This window comes from Streptomyces sp. NPDC051315 (assembly GCF_044455165.1).
In the GTDB taxonomy this organism is placed as follows: Bacteria; Actinomycetota; Actinomycetes; order Streptomycetales; family Streptomycetaceae; genus Streptomyces.
On sequence record NZ_JBITEN010000004.1, the window covers coordinates 234,110 to 248,477 of the forward strand.

The following is a 14,368-nucleotide window of genomic DNA, read 5'->3' on the forward strand; positions in this document are numbered from 1 at the left end:
CGTGCCCGTGCGCCCCTGGTTCACCGACGCCAAGTAGGGGATCTTCGGCCCAACGTGCACCCACGCCGTCGACGGCGTCCAGGCGTCCCGGTCGTTCTGCGACGACAGCGTCCCCCACGACCGGTACCCGTCGCAGCTCGACCGCTTCACGGCGCCCCGCTACGACCCCCGCGTGGGCGGCGCCGGTCGCCCGCGCGGGCAGGGGTACGCCGTCCTCACCAGCCGCCACCACGACGGCGTCGCCGGGCTCCCGGCCGGGACCCACCGCGGGCCCGGCACGCTCTCCGCCGCCCCCCGGCTCCCGCCCGCCGCAACCGCCGCGGACGGCACGCTTCGGGCCGGCCGGTCGCTCCCCGTGACAGCGGCCGACCGACCCGATCCCCCGTTCCCCCGGGGATCCCCCGTCGATCCCCGTTTCCCCCCGTTGGTTCCCTGGTGCGGACACCGCTCCCACGGAGGTCCCCCGTGATCCCCCGTAGATCCCCCGGTCTCCTCCGTGGGCCTTCGGTGTTACACCCTTAAGAGCACGCACCCCGGCCCCTGATACACCCCGTACGAAAAAAAATCCCCCGGATTCTGCTCCGGGGGAGTCTTCCTGCCGACAGGCTCGGACGGGCAGTGGCAGCCGGGCCCTACAGCGGCAACGCCTCGGCCGCCGTGGCCGTCGCCGAAGCCCCGGACGGGGCTTCGACGGAGTCGGCCTGGGCGGGTACCGCCGGCAGCAGCGTCTCCGTCTCCTCGAGCCGCTGCGGCGGAAGCGACACCGGCCGCAGCGGACGCGGTCCCGACACCACGGTGTAGTCCTGTCCCAGGAACGGCGGCACGATCTCCCCGGGGTCCTCCCCGAGCGCCAACTGCACGGCGGCCCAGGGGGCGTTAATCCCGCAGAGGGACAGCTGGTGCAGTCCGCCGGCCGGACGCGTGTTGACGTCCATCAGGACCGGCTGCTCGCCGAACATCCGGAACTGGATGTTGGACAGGTAGTGCAGCCCGAAGCCCTCGGCGATCCGACGGGCCGGCTCCAGCCACTGCTCCTGGAGACTGAAGCCCCGGCGCCGGCCATTCTTGGTGCGGGCGACGGCGAGGCGGACCCGGTTGTCGGGACCGGTGAGGCAGTCCACCGACACCTCGGGCTGCTCCAGGCGCGGCATCACCATCCAGTCCACCGGCTCGTCGGCCTGCTTCAGCGCCTCCACGACCAGGTCGAGCTGGACGTACGGGCTGGGGAAGCCGTTGAGGTGCGTGAGGGAGATGGGAGCGCGTGTGATCACCCGGAAGCCGACCCCGCCCGCGCCGGACGCGGGCTTGAAGCACGCCTTGTGGCCGCCGGCCTCCAACTCCTCGACAGCGGCGAGGAGTTCGTCGGCCGTCCGGACCCGCCACCACGGCGGCACGGGCACGCCGATCGCCTGGACGGCCTCGTAGGCGATCACCTTGTCCTGGAAGACGGCGACGGCCTCGGGCGTCGGCGCCAGCAGCGCCGTCCCCACCGCCTCGAAGTCGGCGCGGTGTGCCACGATCGCCGCCTGGTGCAGCCGGGGCACGAACACGTCGATGCCGCGGCGCGCGCACTGGTCGAGCGCGTACTCCACGTACGCGGCCGGGGACAGGCCCTCCGGTTCCAGGTCGGCGGTGTCGGCGGCGGCGAGGACGGGCGAGTCGGCGTCCCCGTGGGTGGCGTGGATCTCGACGGCCCGATCGCTCGGATTTCGGCGGAGCTGATCCATGAAGAACACGTTCTCCGCGTACGTGCGGTTGAGCCAGACGCGTACGCGAGAGACCATGCGGGCCGCCTTTCACGGTTCGCGGGCAGGGCGGAGCAGGCCCGTGCCCGGGCAGGGTGGATGGAGGGACACCAAAGCGCCCCGTGCGACAGGGCGTTCAAAGCGGAGGTGTTGGGGCGATCATACGGCTTCCGGGGGGTGCCGCGTGCAACGCGCGCGTTACGGATTCTTCGATCATGTTCACCTCGGTCGCGGGTCGGGTAAAGGGTGGGGGCGCCACGTGGGGACGTTCTTGTCCCGCGCGCGTGAATGTGTTGTCGTGGTGCCCGTCGGTGTGCCCGTCGGAGGGCGCGCGGGGCCGAGCGGGAGCGGGGGAGCGGACGTGACGTCGACGGCCGGTGGTGCCGGACAGCTGCTGGCCATCAGCGATCTGCACATCGGGTATCCCGAGAACCGTGCCCTGGTCGAGCGCATGGCCCCGGAGTCCGACGACGACTGGCTGCTGGTGGCCGGTGACGTCTCGGAGAGCGTGGCCGACATCGGCTGGACGCTGAAGACCCTCGCGAGCCGTTTCCGCAAGGTCGTCTGGGCGCCCGGCAACCACGAACTGTGGACCCACCCCAAGGACACCGTCACCCTCAGGGGGGTCGCCCGGTACGAGCACCTCGTCGAGATGTGCCGCGAACTGGGCGTGGTCACCCCCGAGGACCCGTACCCGGTGTGGGAGGGCCCCGGCGGCCCGGTGGCGGTCGCCCCGTTGTTCCTGTTGTACGACTACTCCTTCCTGCCGACGGGCTGCACCACCAAGGAGGAGGGTCTGGCGTACGCGCACGGGACCGGGGTCGTGTGCAACGACGAGTACCTGCTCCACCCCGACCCCTATCCGACCCGAGAGGACTGGTGCCGGGCGCGGGTCGCCGAGACGGAGCGCCGGCTCGCCGCCCTCCCGGAGGACCTGCCGACGGTCCTCGTCAACCACTACCCGCTGGACCGGCACCCCACGGACGTCCTGTGGTACCCCGAGTTCGCCATGTGGTGCGGCACCCGGCTGACCGCGGACTGGCACCGCCGGTTCCGCGTCGCGGCCATGGTCTACGGCCACCTGCACATCCCTCGGACCACCTGGCACGAGGGGGTCCGCTTCGAGGAGGTGTCGGTGGGCTACCCCCGCGAATGGCGCAAACGCCCGCAGCCGCCGGGCCGACTGCGCCGCATCCTGCCGACGGAGGACACCACCACGTGATCGAGGAACTGCTGCCGGAGACGGTCGTCACCGTGGAGGCCTACGGCGAGGAGGGCGTCCGCGAGTTCGGGGACGGGCCGCTGTACCCGGAGGAGGAGGCGCTCGTGGCACGGGCCGTCGCCAAACGTCGCCGCGAGTTCACCCTCGTACGCTGCTGCGCGCGGCGCGCCATGGAGAAGCTGGGCGTGGCCCCGCAGGCCGTGCTGCCCGGCGAGCGGGGCGCCCCGCAGTGGCCGGCCGGCCTGACCGGCAGCATGACCCACTGCGACGGCTACGGCGCGGCGGCCCTGGTGCGCGCCACCGACCTGGCCTCCCTCGGCATCGACGCCGAGCCCCACCAGCCGTTGCCCGACGGCGTGCTGTCCGCCATCGCCCTGCCGGCCGAGGCGGAACGTCTGCGCGCTCTGGCCGCGCACCGGCCCGGGGTGCACTGGGACCGGCTGCTGTTCAGCGCCAAGGAGTCCGTCTACAAGGCGTGGTTTCCTCTCACCCGTAAGTGGCTGGACTTCAGCGAGGCCGACATCGACGTCGACGCCGGACTCGAGGACGAGACGCAGGGCACCTTCCGCGCCCGGCTCCTCGTCCCCGGCCCGGCGGTCGGCAGCCGCCGGATCGATCACTTCGACGGCCGCTGGACCGTGGAGCGCGGCCTGGTGGCCACAGCGATCACGGTCGCCCGGGCCTGACCCGGACACGCCCCACGGGGCGCTGCCGTCGGGGTGGGCCCGCCCGGACTCCCACTCCGGGCCCGCCCGGACTGCCGCCGCGGGGCGGCCCCGCGCCATCGCGTCCGGCTGTCAGACCGTCGGGTCGTCGGGTCGTCGGGCCATACGGTGCACGTGGCGTAGGCGGCGGACGAGGCCCACGCGGCGCATGCGGCCCGTGGCGCCGACCCCCGTCCTCACTCCCTCCTCCCTCAGCTCTCCGGGCACCAGCTGTGCAGCAGGCGGAAGAACTCCTCCTCGTTCCCCGTCAGACCCGCTGCCGCCAGAGCCTGTTCCGCCTCGGCCAGGACGGCGGGTGGGACCATGGGCGGCTGCCGGTCGTGCGGCGGGCCGGAGCCGTCGTCACCGAAGGCGGCGCGGACGGTGTGCAGCAGTCGCAGATAGGCCTGGACGGCGGTGCGCTCCCGGTCGGTCAGTACGGCAGTGGGCATCGGTCGGCTCTCCCCGCGTCGGCGTCGTCTCCCACGCGCCCTGACGGCGCGTACGCCACCATGTGGCGGCGCACCCCCCAGCTTGCCGTCCACCACTGACAATCCGGTCTCGCCCAGCGTCGGTTCGCCCGCTTAGCGGAGGCGAAACCTCATCGAAATCCCCTGGGGAAAACGGCCTCTACGCTGGTGTGAAGGGCTTTCGGGGGACGGCCGACGCCAGGGTGACGGGAGCAGGGTGCCGGGACACAGGGTGACGGGAGACGAGCGGGTGGCCGACGTCCCGCGGCGCCGCCCGGCGCGCGCCCCGCGGCCGCGCCGGGTGGACGACGGTGAACCGCACGTGCGCCACCGCGTGGTGCACGGCTACCGGCGCGCCTTCCGCATGGCGGGGAACGGGCCGGTGCTCGTCCTCATCCACGGCATCGGGGACTCCTCCGCCACCTGGGCCGAACTGATCCCCGACCTGGCCCGCACCCACACCGTCATCGCCCCCGACCTCCTCGGCCACGGCGCCTCCGACAAGCCGCGCGCCGACTACTCGGTGGCCGCGTACGCCAACGGCCTGCGCGATCTGCTCAGCACGCTCGGCATCGAGTCGGCGACCCTGGTGGGTCACTCGCTCGGCGGGGGCGTGGCCATGCAGTTCGCCTACCAGTTCCCCGAACGCACCGAGCGGCTCGTCCTCGTCAGCGCCGGCGGCGTGGGCCGCGAGGTCAACCCCGCCCTGCGGCTGGTGTCGCTGCCCGGCGCCCACCTCGCGCTGTCCGCGCTGCGGCTGCCCGGGATGCGTCTGCAACTGGGTCTCGCCGTGCGCCTGTTGAAGCTGCTGGACACCGATCTGGGCCAGGACGCCCCGGACCTGCTCACCCTCGTCGACGCCCTCCCGGACGACACCTCGCGCGATGTCTTCATCCGCACCCTGCGCGCGGTGGTCGACTGGCGCGGCCAGGTCGTGACCATGCTGGACCGCTGCTATCTGACCGCCGGCATGCCGACCATGCTGCTGTGGGGCGACCGCGACAGCGTGGTGCCGGTCCGGCACGCGTACCGGGCGCACGAGGCGATGCCGGGCAGCCGGCTGGAGATCTTCGAGGGCGCCGGCCACTTCCCGTTCCACACCGACCCCGCCCGTTTCCGCGCCCTGGTCGAGGAGTTCACCCGTACCACCCTCCCGGCCGACTGGAGCCGCGACCGCTGGCGCGCCCTGCTGCGCGAGGGCCGTCCCGGCGGGCGCTCGGAGCGGCCGGAGAGCGGAAGGGAGTTCCGGGAGGCCGGTGAGCGCAGTGCGACCTGAGGACCCGGGGTCGAACCCACCTGATCACGCAGCTTGATCACGCAGCTTGGTCGCGCGCTCTGATCACGCAGCTTGGTCGCGCACCCTGATCACGCACCCTCGGCACGCACGCGAGCGTGCCGGCGCTCAGGCCCCGCCCCGGTCCCGCCGGCCCAGATAGCCCAGCGAGGCCTCGATCCGGCCCGCCAGGTGGTCCCGCTGACCGCGCCCCCGGGCCGACGAACCCGCCAGCCACGCCCGGCACTTGCTGGCGAGTAACAGGCCGAAGCGCTCGGCGTCCCGCTCGTCGGCCTGGTCGAAGCGGGTGCGTGCCGCGACCTTGTGGACCGTCGCCTGAAGGTCCGCGCCGTCCTGCAGCAAACGGGCCGCGACGGCGGCGCCCTCGACGTGGTGGCTGCAGTGGCCCGCCTTCATGTGCCACAGCTCGTGGCCGAGGATCACCAACTGGTGGTCGGGGGCGGTGCGTTCCTCGATGACGACGAGGTCCTGGTCGGCCATGTCGAGCCACAGCCCGCTCGCGGTGCCGGGCGGGAAGGCGGCCGTACGGAAGTGGACGGGGCGGCCGCGGCGTCGGCTCATGCCGTCGCACAGGGCGGTGTACAGGTCGGCCGGAGCGGCGGGGGCCGGGAGGGTCAGCTCCGCGACCAGTTCGTCGCACAGGCGGCGCATGTCCTTGGCGATGCCCACAGTTCTCCCCCGGATCACGACTCGGGCCGCTTCACGCTCTCCAGGAGCATGTCCAGCCACTCGGCGACCTTGTCGCGGTGCTGGTCGGTGGGCAGCTGCGCGGCCCGCCAGGCGATTCCGCGCACGCCGTGGTCCTGCAGCAGCCGCTCCAGCGGGTCCTCGGCGGCCGCGGCCGCCTCCCGGGCGGCGAGCTTCTGCAGCAGTTCCTGCTCGATGTGCTGCAGGGCGCCCGCGAGGGCCTCGGGGTCCTCGGCGGTGAGGAAGCCGGCGTGGACGCGGAAGAACCGCTGGAGGGCGTCGCAGTGCTCCATCGTGGGCCGGCGGTCGCCGTTGATGAGGGCGCCCGCCTGCTGCCGTGACATGCCGGCGCCGTCGGCGATCTCCTGCTGGGTGTACCTGCGCCCGTTGGGCTTGAGCCGGGTGCGGCGCAGCAGGTCCAGGCGTTGCAGGAAGCGGGCCTGCACATCCGGCTCGCCGGCGGGCCGGCCGCTCAGCAGTGACTTGACCACGGGCTCCGGGACGCCGGAGGCGACGGACAGCCGTCCGGTGTCGAAGACCTCCGCGTGCGGCACGCCGAGCCGGTCGGCGAGCGCGGTGACACGGGCGACGACGGCCGACAGCAGCACCGTCGCCGTGGCGCCCGGAACCTCGAAGCCATCCGTCACCGACAGGTCTCCTACGTCTCTCACGACCCTCTCACAGGCGCACGGGATCGCCGTGAACTGACCGGAGAGTAGCGGGTCCTTCGAACTCACATCCAGGTCTCGCCACAACTGTGGCCAATTTCAGCCGTCAACGAGCGTGGAATGCCACGATAGTTGACATGCCGCGCGTCGGGGCAGCAGGATCGGGGCGCCGCGTGAAGGCCGCAGAGGCAAGAGGGGTGACCTCCCGATGGCATATCAGGCAGGTGGGCAGCGGTCGGTGCCGCGGCCCGTCCCCGAGCGTCCCGAGGCCCAGGCCTACCTCCAGGACTACGCCGTGTACCTGGAGGCCGTCCCCTTCCCGTCCGTCGTCCTCGACCACCGCTGGGACGTCGTCCTGGCCAACACCGCTTTCCGGACACTTTTCCGGGAGGTGGGCCCGCATCCGACGGCCCTGCCGGGCGACAACTTCCTGCGGTTCGTCCTCTTCCACCCGGACGCCGGGTCGGTCCTCGGCGACCACGAGGCCAGCTGGTGCCTGCCGATGCTGGCCCGTTTCGCGGCGACGCTGGAACGGCACGGCCACGACCACGGGCTGCAGGCGATCCGCCGTGAGATCGCCCAGGACCCGCTGATGGAGGCCGCCTACCGGCAGGGCCTGCCGCACTGGATCCGCGCGGTCGGCGAGGAGGCCGTCGAGCACGACGGAGCCGTCCGCCCGCTGGTCCATCCGGACCCGCGCTGGGGCGCCACGACGTGCCGGATCGTCGGCGAGACACCGAGGACGCTGCAGGACATGGGATACACACGGCTGACGATGGTGCTGCGCGAGGCCCCCGCGCCCGCGCCCCGCAGGGCCCGGCGGCCCCGCCGCGCCGCGGGACACCTCAGCGTGGTGCCCGCCCCCGAGGCCTGACCCCGGGCACCGTCGGCGTTCAGGTCGCCGGCGGCGCCCGGGGCGGCCGGGGCACTCACGTCACCGCGGGCGGCGTGTCCGCCGGGGCGGCCGTCTTGCGGAGTGTGGCGCGCTTCGCCGCCTGGATCTGCTCGTACACGTGGGTCCGCAGCTCGGCGAAGCGCGGGGCGACCCGGGTGTGCAACTGGTCGCGGTCCGGCGGCAGATCGACCTTCAGCTGCTCCTGGACGACGGTGGGCGAGGCGGACAGGACGACGACCCGCTCACCGAGGTAGACGGCCTCGTCGATGTCGTGGGTGACGAACAGGATCGTGATGCCCCGCTCCCGCCACAGGCCCCGCACGAGGTCCTCCAGGTCGGCGCGGGTCTGCGCGTCGACGGCCGCGAACGGCTCGTCCATCAGCAGCACGCGGGGCTCGTAGGCGAGCGCCCGCGCGATCGCCACCCGCTGCTGCATCCCGCCCGACAGCTGCCAGGGGTACGCGGAGGAGGCGTCGGCGAGCCCCACCGACTCCAGCGCGTCGGCGACCAGCTCCCGGCGCCGTGCCTTGCCCAGTCCCTTCTGTTTCAGCGGCAGTTCGACGTTCTGGCCGACCCGCATCCACGGGAAGAGGCTGCGCCCGTACTCCTGGAACACGAAGGCCATCCCGGGCGGCGGGCCGGTCACCTTCCGCCCCTCCAGCCGGACCTCACCGGCCGTCGGCGCGAGCAGGCCGCCGACGCACTTCAACAGGGTCGTCTTGCCGCAGCCCGACGGGCCGACGAGACAGACCAGTTCGCCGGCGTCGACGGTGAAGGTGAGGTCGCGTACCGCCTCCACCCGCCGTCCGGAACCCTCGTAGACCTTCTTCAGGCCGCGTACGTCGAGCATGCCCTGCCCTTTCGAACCGTTCGAGGACGTCACCGGGACCGCCGGGCGGCGGTGCGCAGACCGTGGTACCAGCCGAGCACGCGCCGCTCGACCAGCTGGAAGAGGACCGACAGGACGAAGCCGAGCAGGCCGAGCACCAGGATCCCGGTCCACATGCCGGGGATGGCGAAGCCGCGCTGGAACTGCACGATGGTGAAGCCGAGTCCGTTGCTGGCGGCGAACATCTCGCTGATGACCATCAGGATGATCCCGATGGACAGGGCCTGCCGCAGGCCCGCGAAGATCTGCGGGCTCGCCGAACGCAGCACGAGGTCCCTGATTCGCGCGACGCCCGTGATGCCGTACGAGCGGGCCGCCTCCGCCATCACCGGGTCCACCGCCCGTACCCCCTCGACGGTGTTGAGCAGCACCGGCCACACGCAGCCGACCGCGATCACCACGACCTTCATCGTGTCGCCGATGCCCGCGAACAGCATGATGACCGGCACCAGGACGGGCGGCGGCACCGCCCGCAGGAACTCCAGGACCGGCTCGCACACCGCCCGCACCCGGCGGTAGGAGCCGATGACCGTGCCCAGCGCGATCCCGGCGACGGCCGCCAGTGTGCAGCCGCCCGCCAGCCGCAGCACGCTCGGCACGACGTCCGATCGCAGCCGCTCACCCGTCCACACGTCCGGGAAGGTCTCCAGGATCGTCCGCAGGGGCGGCCAGTACACGTCGGTGCTGTTCGCGGAGCCCACCCACCAGAGCGCGACCAGCACGGCCGGCAGGGCGGCCACCAGCACCAGCCGGAGCAGCAGATACCTCACACCGCCACCTCCCCGCGCACCGACTGGTGCCAGGCCAGCGCCCGCCGTTCCACCGTCCGCGCGCCGACGTTGATCAACAGGCCGAGCAGTCCGGCGACGACGATCAGCGCGTACATCTCGGGCACCGCCTGCGAGGTCTGCGCGACCGCGATGCGCGCGCCCAGACCCGGGGCGCCGATGACGAGTTCGGCGGTGACGGCGAGGATCAGCGCGACCGCCGCCGCGAGCCGCACGCCGGTCATGACGTACGGCAGGGCGGTCGGCCACAGGACGTGCCGGACGCGCGCCCAGGGGCCGAGTCCGTAGGAGCGGGCCGTCTCCTCCGCGACCGGGTCGACGTCCTGGACGCCGTACAGGACCTGGATGAGGACCTGCCAGAAGGAGGCGTAGACGACCAGCAGGAGCACCGAGCGCAGTCCGGCGCCGTACAGCAGGACGGCCAGGGGGATCAGGGCGACCGAGGGGATGGGGCGCAGGAACTCGATCGTCGACGCCGTCGCCTCGCGCAGGTACGGGACGACGGAGATCACCACCCCGGCCACGACGCCCGCGACGGCCGCGATCGCCAGGCCCAGCGCCCAGCCGGTGAGGGTGTCGCCGAGGGCCGTCCAGAAAGCTCGGTCGGCCAGTTCGTCGCCGAGTGCCCCGGCGATACGGCTCGTCGGCGGGAAGTAGGCCTCCTTGACCAGACCGAGTCGCGGCACCGCCTCGCCCAGGGCGAGGAAGGCCGCGAGCCCGGCCGCGCCGAGCGCGAGGTTGACGCCCCTCACGGCAGCAGCTTGTCCAGGTCGGGGTCGGACGTGAACAGTCCGTCCTCGGCGCCGAGCTTCTCCAGCGCCTCGATGGAGGAACGGTTGGCCTCGGCCGGCCACTTGGGCAGCGTCACCTGCTCCAGCACCGAGGCCGGGATCTTGGTGTACGTGGTGACGATCTGCCGGACCTCGTCCGGGTGCGCGTCGGCGTAGGCGAGCGACTCGGCCGTGGCCTGCTGGAACTTCTTCACCACGTCCGGGTTCCGCCGCGCGTACTGCGTGGAGGTGAAGTACATCGCGACGGTGAGGTCCGGGGCGACGTCGACCAGGGGGGAGGCGATCTCCACGCCGCCCTGGCCCTTGACGGTGGCGAGGGCGGGCTCGACGACCATCGCGGCGTCGATCTGCCCGCCGTCGAGGGCGGCCGGCATCTGGTCGAAGGGCAGTTCGACGAACTTCACCTTGTCGGGGTCGCCGCCCGCCTCGCGCACCGAGGCGCGCACCGCGGTCTCGTTGATGTTCTTCAAGGTGTTGATGGCGACCTTCCTGCCCTCCAGGTCCTTCGCGGACTTGAGGGGGCTGCCCTTCTTCACGGTGATCGCCCCGAAGTCCTCGCCCTGCACGCCGGTCGAGGCGATGCCGTTCGCAACGGCCTGTACGGGAACGCTGTTGGACTGGGCGACCATGAGGGAGGTCATGTTGCTGAAGCCGAACTGGAACTGGCCGCTGACGACACCCGGCACGATCGCCGCGCCGCCCTGCGCGGTCGTGATCGACAGCTTCAGGCCCTGCTTGTCGTAGAAGCCCTTCTGGACCCCGAGGTAGACGGGCGCGACGTCGACGATGGGAATCAGGCCGAGCTCGACGGTGGTGGTGCCGCCGGACGACGTGTCCTTGCCCGACGAGCCGGAGCCGTCGGACGAGCCACAGGCCGCCGTGGCGAGCAGGAAGGTGCCGGCCGCGAGACCGGCGAGCAGACGACGCATGGCTCCTCCTGTGCAGACAAAGGTGTTCCGACAGGCTGTGCGCACACCGCACAGTAGTGCTCAACTGGCGTGCAGGGAACGGAGAACCACGCGTTCGACGGGGTCAATGGGTTTGGCTGACGAGATTGTTGACAGTTTGGGGGTGGTGATGTCCACCGCAGGGGCCCGGGCACCGCATTTCGTGAGGTCCTTCGAGCGGGGCCTCGCGGTCATCCGCTCCTTCGACGCCGAACACCCCGCGCGCACCCTCAGCGAGGTCGCCCGCGCCTGCGGCCTGACCCGCGCGGCGGCCCGCCGGCTGCTGCTCACCCTCGCCGACCTCGGCTACGTCCACTGCGACGGCCGCCTCTTCCGGCTCACCCCGCGCGTCCTGGAACTCGGCTACGCCTACCTCGCCGGCCTGACGTTGCCCGAGCTGGCGCAGCCGCACCTGGAGCGGCTCGTCGCCGAGGTGGGGGAGTCGTCGTCGCTGTGCGTCCTCGACGGCGACGACATCGTGTACGTCGCCCGGGTGCCGACCCGGCGCATCATGTCGGCCACGATCACCGTGGGCACCCGGTTCCCGGCCCACGTCACCTCCGTCGGCCGGGTGATGCTCGCCGATCTGCCCGAGGAGGACCTCGACGCCCGGCTCGCCCGCGCGCGGCCGCGGCCCCTGACCGCGCGCACCCTCGTCACCCCGGAGGCCCTGCGGGCGGAACTCGCCCGCGTGCGGCGGCAGGGGTACGCCCTCGTCGACCAGGAGCTGGAGGAGGGGCTGCGCTCGGTGGGCGCCCCGGTGCGGGACCGGGACGGCACGGTGGTGGCCGGCGTGAACATCGCCGTCCACGCCGGCCGCACCTCACCGGCCGCCGTCCGCCGAGATCTGCTGCCGCACCTGCTCGCGGCCGTGACGCGGATCGAGGCTGACCTGCGGGTCACCCACCCGGCGGGGCTCACAGATCCAGGACGAGGCGCCTGCCCCGGCACCGTGACACACAGATCATCATCGTCTCCCCGGCCTGACGCTCCTGAGGCGTGAGGACGCAGTCCCGGTGGTCCGGCGTGCCCTCCAGCACGTCCGTCTCGCACGTGCCGCACGTCCCCTCGGCGCAGGAGAACAGCACCTCCACCCCGGCGGCCCGGACGGTGTCCAGCACGGAGACGCCCGGCGCGACGGTCAGCGTCCGGCCGCTCCGCGCCAGCTCGACCTCGAACTCCGCGTCCTGGCCCGCCGGTCCCTCCCTCGGTTCGAACCGCTCGACGTGCAGCGCCCCGGAAGGGCAGCGCGCCTCCACCGCGTCGAGCAGCGGGCCCGGACCGCAGCAGTAGACGAGGGTGCCCTCCGGCAGGCCGTCGAGGACCGGGCCGAGGTCGAGCAGCCCGGTCTCGTCCTGGGGAGCGACGGTCACCCGGTCTCCGTACGCGGCCAGTTCCTCGGTGAACGCCATGGAGCCGCGGCTGCGGCCGCCGTAGAGGAGGCTCCACTCGGCGCCCGCCGCCTCGGCCGCCGCCAGCATCGGCAGCAGCGGGGTGATGCCGATGCCGCCCGCGACGAAGCGGTAGCGGGGCGCGGGGAGCAGGGCGAAGTGGTTGCGCGGACCGCGCACCCGTACCGTGTCGCCCTGCTCCAACCGTCCGTGCACGTGGGCCGATCCGCCCCGGCCGTCGGGCTCGCGCAGCACCGCGATCCGCCAGGTGCCGCGGTCGGCCGGGTCGCCGCACAGCGAGTACTGCCGCTCCAGCCCGGGGGCGAGGAGGACGTCGACGTGGGCGCCCGGTTCCCAGGCCGGGAGCGGCTCGCCCCGCGGGTGGCGCAGGGTGAGGGCGAGCACGCCGTCGGCCGCGAACTCCTTGCGCTCCACGACGAGTTCGGCTTCGTAGACGGTCATGAGCTGCTTCCTCGCGGTTCGTGTTCTCGCGGCTCGTGGCCTTGTGGCAAGTGGGCTTGTGGTTCGTGGTCGTGTGGTTCGTGTCCGGGCGGCCGGTGTCCTCGCGGGTGGGCGAGCATCCACTCCCACATCTCGACGGGGTCCTGCGAGGTGTGCTCGCGGCCGCAGTGACAGGTCCCGTGCAGGGTGTCCGTCCCCGGCAGCCAGTCGATGCGGTAGACCTCTCCGGTCGGCGCGGTCACCGGACCTTCTCCACGGGCTTCTCGCCCTGCTCGACGAGGCGGGCGAGGATACGGCGGGCGGCCAGACCGCCGGTGTCGATGTTGATGCTCAGCTCCTGGTAGCCGGTGCGCTCGGTGCCGAGCGTCCGCTGCAGCAGGTTGAGCGCGTCGACGTCCTGCATGACGACGGTGTGGTTGTTGCCGCGCAGGAACTCGGTGACCTCCTCGTCGTCCGTCGCCCAGTCCCGCGAGACCATCCAGAAGTCGTACACCTTGCCGTCGGACGACGGGGTGATCGCGTACGTGATCTCGGTGTGGAAGCCGTGCGGGTCGCTGCCGTCGGCCTCGGGCAGGACGCCCACCGGCGCGATCCGGCTGTGCAGGAGGTACAGGCAGGGCGCGTGGTACTCGATGTCCTGCCAGCGCGTGATCCGGCCCTCGATGCCGGTCGAGCGGGCGTAGAACGGCGGGCACTCGGCGTCGTCCATGTGGCGGCTCACCCGCACGATGCCGGCGCCCTCGTCCGCCTCGGTGGTGATCGGCGTCTCCGCGACCTCCGGGGTGCCGATGTAACCGCCGTGCAGGTACGTCTCGTGGGAGAGGTCGAGGAGGTTGTCGACGAGCAGCCCGTAGTCGGCGTCGATGGGCTCCATGCCGCGGACGGTGGTCCAGCCGGGGGAGTCGAGGTGGCGGGCGCGCGGAATCGTCTGCGGGTCGGCGAGCGCCGGGTCGCCGATCCACACCCACACCAGGGAGTCCTGCTCGACGACCGGGTAGGAGGCGACCCGGGCGGTGCGCGGGACGCGTTTCTGCCCCGGCACGTACACGCACGTGCCGGTCGTGTCGTACGTGAAGCCGTGGTAGCCGCACACGATCCGGTCGCCGTCGAGACGGCTCTCGGAGAGCGGGAACCGGCGGTGCACACAGCGGTCGTGCAGCGCGACGGGAGTCCCCTCCTGCGTCCGGTGGAGGACGAGCGGCTCACCGAGGATCGTCCGGCCGAGCAGCTCCTCGCGCCCGACCTCGTGACGGTAGGCGGCGACGTACCACTGGTTCCTGGCGAAGGCGGTCATGTGAGGCATGGCGTTCCCGTCCCTGTCGGCGGGGCGCCGTCGCCCCGCGTTCCGTGGTGGGCAACAGCGTCGTGACGCGTGCGGGGGCTCGGCAAGGCGGCTTCTGCCAGGCGGAAGAACT

General features: G+C 72.5%; 16 protein-coding genes and 1 pseudogene. 6 read left to right on the forward strand and 11 right to left on the reverse strand.

The window, feature by feature from the left end; genetic code table 11:
* Positions 1 to 40: 40 nt before the first annotated feature.
* Positions 41 to 244, forward strand: a pseudogene (locus ACIBBD_RS10210) (hypothetical protein); the annotation flags it as partial.
* A gap of 388 nt (positions 245 to 632) precedes the next feature.
* On the opposite strand, the gene ACIBBD_RS10215 reads toward ACIBBD_RS10210, so the two are convergent.
* Positions 633 to 1,784, reverse strand: a complete 1,152-nt coding sequence (locus ACIBBD_RS10215) for an ATP-grasp domain-containing protein (RefSeq protein ID WP_399418875.1) — start codon at positions 1,782 to 1,784, stop codon at positions 633 to 635.
* Between the two features lie 322 nt (positions 1,785 to 2,106).
* Here ACIBBD_RS10215 and ACIBBD_RS10220 point away from each other — a divergent pair, with 322 nt between their 5' ends.
* Positions 2,107 to 2,967 carry a metallophosphoesterase family protein gene (locus ACIBBD_RS10220; protein WP_399418876.1) on the forward strand — a complete coding sequence of 287 codons (861 nt, stop codon included), beginning with the start codon at positions 2,107 to 2,109 and terminating at the stop codon, positions 2,965 to 2,967.
* On the forward strand, positions 2,964 to 3,653 hold the full coding sequence (locus ACIBBD_RS10225; RefSeq protein WP_399418877.1) for a 4'-phosphopantetheinyl transferase: 690 nt from the start codon (positions 2,964 to 2,966) through the stop codon (positions 3,651 to 3,653). Before ACIBBD_RS10220 ends, ACIBBD_RS10225 begins: the two co-directional genes overlap by 4 nt.
* Before the next feature lie 230 nt (positions 3,654 to 3,883).
* Here the strand turns inward: ACIBBD_RS10225 and ACIBBD_RS10230 are convergent, their stop codons facing one another.
* Entirely contained in the window at positions 3,884 to 4,123 is a 240-nt protein-coding gene (locus ACIBBD_RS10230) for a hypothetical protein (protein WP_399418878.1), read from the reverse strand.
* A gap of 268 nt (positions 4,124 to 4,391) precedes the next feature.
* On the opposite strand from ACIBBD_RS10230, the gene ACIBBD_RS10235 reads away from it, so the two are divergent.
* Entirely contained in the window at positions 4,392 to 5,417 is a 1,026-nt protein-coding gene (locus ACIBBD_RS10235; RefSeq protein WP_399419100.1) for an alpha/beta fold hydrolase, read from the forward strand.
* 126 nt (positions 5,418 to 5,543) lie between these two features.
* Here ACIBBD_RS10235 and ACIBBD_RS10240 read toward each other — a convergent pair whose 3' ends face one another.
* Positions 5,544 to 6,086: a toxin-antitoxin system, toxin component gene (locus tag ACIBBD_RS10240; RefSeq protein WP_399419101.1), complete on the reverse strand. Its 543-nt coding sequence runs from the start codon at positions 6,084 to 6,086 to the stop codon at positions 5,544 to 5,546.
* A 32-nt stretch (positions 6,087 to 6,118) separates the two neighbouring features.
* A complete protein-coding gene (locus tag ACIBBD_RS10245) occupies positions 6,119 to 6,769 on the reverse strand; it encodes a helix-turn-helix domain-containing protein (protein WP_399418879.1) in 651 nt (216 codons plus the stop codon).
* Positions 6,770 to 6,998: 229 nt separating this feature from the next.
* Here ACIBBD_RS10245 and ACIBBD_RS10250 point away from each other — a divergent pair, with 229 nt between their 5' ends.
* Complete coding sequence (locus ACIBBD_RS10250) at positions 6,999 to 7,664, forward strand: hypothetical protein (protein ID WP_399418880.1); 666 nt, start codon at positions 6,999 to 7,001, stop codon at positions 7,662 to 7,664.
* Positions 7,665 to 7,719: 55 nt separating this feature from the next.
* Here ACIBBD_RS10250 and ACIBBD_RS10255 read toward each other — a convergent pair whose 3' ends face one another.
* The 4 genes from ACIBBD_RS10255 to ACIBBD_RS10270 are packed head-to-tail and all read right to left on the reverse strand — an operon-like array spanning position 7,720 to position 11,082.
* Positions 7,720 to 8,535 carry an ABC transporter ATP-binding protein gene (locus ACIBBD_RS10255; protein WP_399418881.1) on the reverse strand — a complete coding sequence of 272 codons (816 nt, stop codon included), beginning with the start codon at positions 8,533 to 8,535 and terminating at the stop codon, positions 7,720 to 7,722.
* A 29-nt stretch (positions 8,536 to 8,564) separates the two neighbouring features.
* Positions 8,565 to 9,344 (reverse strand): ABC transporter permease, encoded by a 780-nt coding sequence (locus ACIBBD_RS10260; protein WP_399418882.1) that lies wholly within the window; start codon positions 9,342 to 9,344, stop codon positions 8,565 to 8,567.
* Positions 9,341 to 10,114 (reverse strand): ABC transporter permease, encoded by a 774-nt coding sequence (locus ACIBBD_RS10265; RefSeq protein WP_399418883.1) that lies wholly within the window; start codon positions 10,112 to 10,114, stop codon positions 9,341 to 9,343. The genes ACIBBD_RS10260 and ACIBBD_RS10265 overlap by 4 nt, the downstream gene beginning before the upstream one ends.
* On the reverse strand, positions 10,111 to 11,082 hold the full coding sequence (locus ACIBBD_RS10270) for an ABC transporter substrate-binding protein (RefSeq protein ID WP_399418884.1): 972 nt from the start codon (positions 11,080 to 11,082) through the stop codon (positions 10,111 to 10,113). Before ACIBBD_RS10270 ends, ACIBBD_RS10265 begins: the two co-directional genes overlap by 4 nt.
* A gap of 148 nt (positions 11,083 to 11,230) precedes the next feature.
* On the opposite strand from ACIBBD_RS10270, the gene ACIBBD_RS10275 reads away from it, so the two are divergent.
* Complete coding sequence (locus ACIBBD_RS10275) at positions 11,231 to 12,103, forward strand: IclR family transcriptional regulator C-terminal domain-containing protein (protein ID WP_399418885.1); 873 nt, start codon at positions 11,231 to 11,233, stop codon at positions 12,101 to 12,103.
* Here the strand turns inward: ACIBBD_RS10275 and ACIBBD_RS10280 are convergent.
* The 3 genes from ACIBBD_RS10280 to ACIBBD_RS10290 are packed head-to-tail and all read right to left on the reverse strand — an operon-like array spanning position 12,018 to position 14,256.
* Entirely contained in the window at positions 12,018 to 12,953 is a 936-nt protein-coding gene (locus ACIBBD_RS10280; protein WP_399418886.1) for a PDR/VanB family oxidoreductase, read from the reverse strand. The genes ACIBBD_RS10275 and ACIBBD_RS10280 overlap by 86 nt on opposite strands.
* On the reverse strand, positions 12,950 to 13,195 hold the full coding sequence (locus ACIBBD_RS10285; protein WP_399418887.1) for a hypothetical protein: 246 nt from the start codon (positions 13,193 to 13,195) through the stop codon (positions 12,950 to 12,952). Before ACIBBD_RS10285 ends, ACIBBD_RS10280 begins: the two co-directional genes overlap by 4 nt.
* On the reverse strand, positions 13,192 to 14,256 hold the full coding sequence (locus ACIBBD_RS10290) for a Rieske 2Fe-2S domain-containing protein (protein ID WP_399418888.1): 1,065 nt from the start codon (positions 14,254 to 14,256) through the stop codon (positions 13,192 to 13,194). Before ACIBBD_RS10290 ends, ACIBBD_RS10285 begins: the two co-directional genes overlap by 4 nt.
* Positions 14,257 to 14,368 lie beyond the last annotated feature (112 nt).

Bases quoted from the DNA above. Each gene is read 5' to 3' on its own strand.
- ACIBBD_RS10215 (WP_399418875.1), bottom strand. From the start codon at position 1,784: ATGGTCTCTCGCGTACGCGTCTGGCTCAACCGCACGTACGCGGAGAAC.
- ACIBBD_RS10230 (WP_399418878.1), bottom strand. From the start codon at position 4,123: ATGCCCACTGCCGTACTGACCGACCGGGAGCGCACCGCCGTCCAGGCC.
- ACIBBD_RS10240 (WP_399419101.1), bottom strand. From the start codon at position 6,086: ATGCGCCGCCTGTGCGACGAACTGGTCGCGGAGCTGACCCTCCCGGCC.
- ACIBBD_RS10250 (WP_399418880.1), top strand. From the start codon at position 6,999: ATGGCATATCAGGCAGGTGGGCAGCGGTCGGTGCCGCGGCCCGTCCCC.
- ACIBBD_RS10255 (WP_399418881.1), bottom strand. From the start codon at position 8,535: ATGCTCGACGTACGCGGCCTGAAGAAGGTCTACGAGGGTTCCGGACGG.
- ACIBBD_RS10270 (WP_399418884.1), bottom strand. From the start codon at position 11,082: ATGCGTCGTCTGCTCGCCGGTCTCGCGGCCGGCACCTTCCTGCTCGCC.
- ACIBBD_RS10275 (WP_399418885.1), top strand. From the start codon at position 11,231: ATGTCCACCGCAGGGGCCCGGGCACCGCATTTCGTGAGGTCCTTCGAG.
- ACIBBD_RS10280 (WP_399418886.1), bottom strand. From the start codon at position 12,953: ATGACCGTCTACGAAGCCGAACTCGTCGTGGAGCGCAAGGAGTTCGCG.
- ACIBBD_RS10290 (WP_399418888.1), bottom strand. From the start codon at position 14,256: ATGCCTCACATGACCGCCTTCGCCAGGAACCAGTGGTACGTCGCCGCC.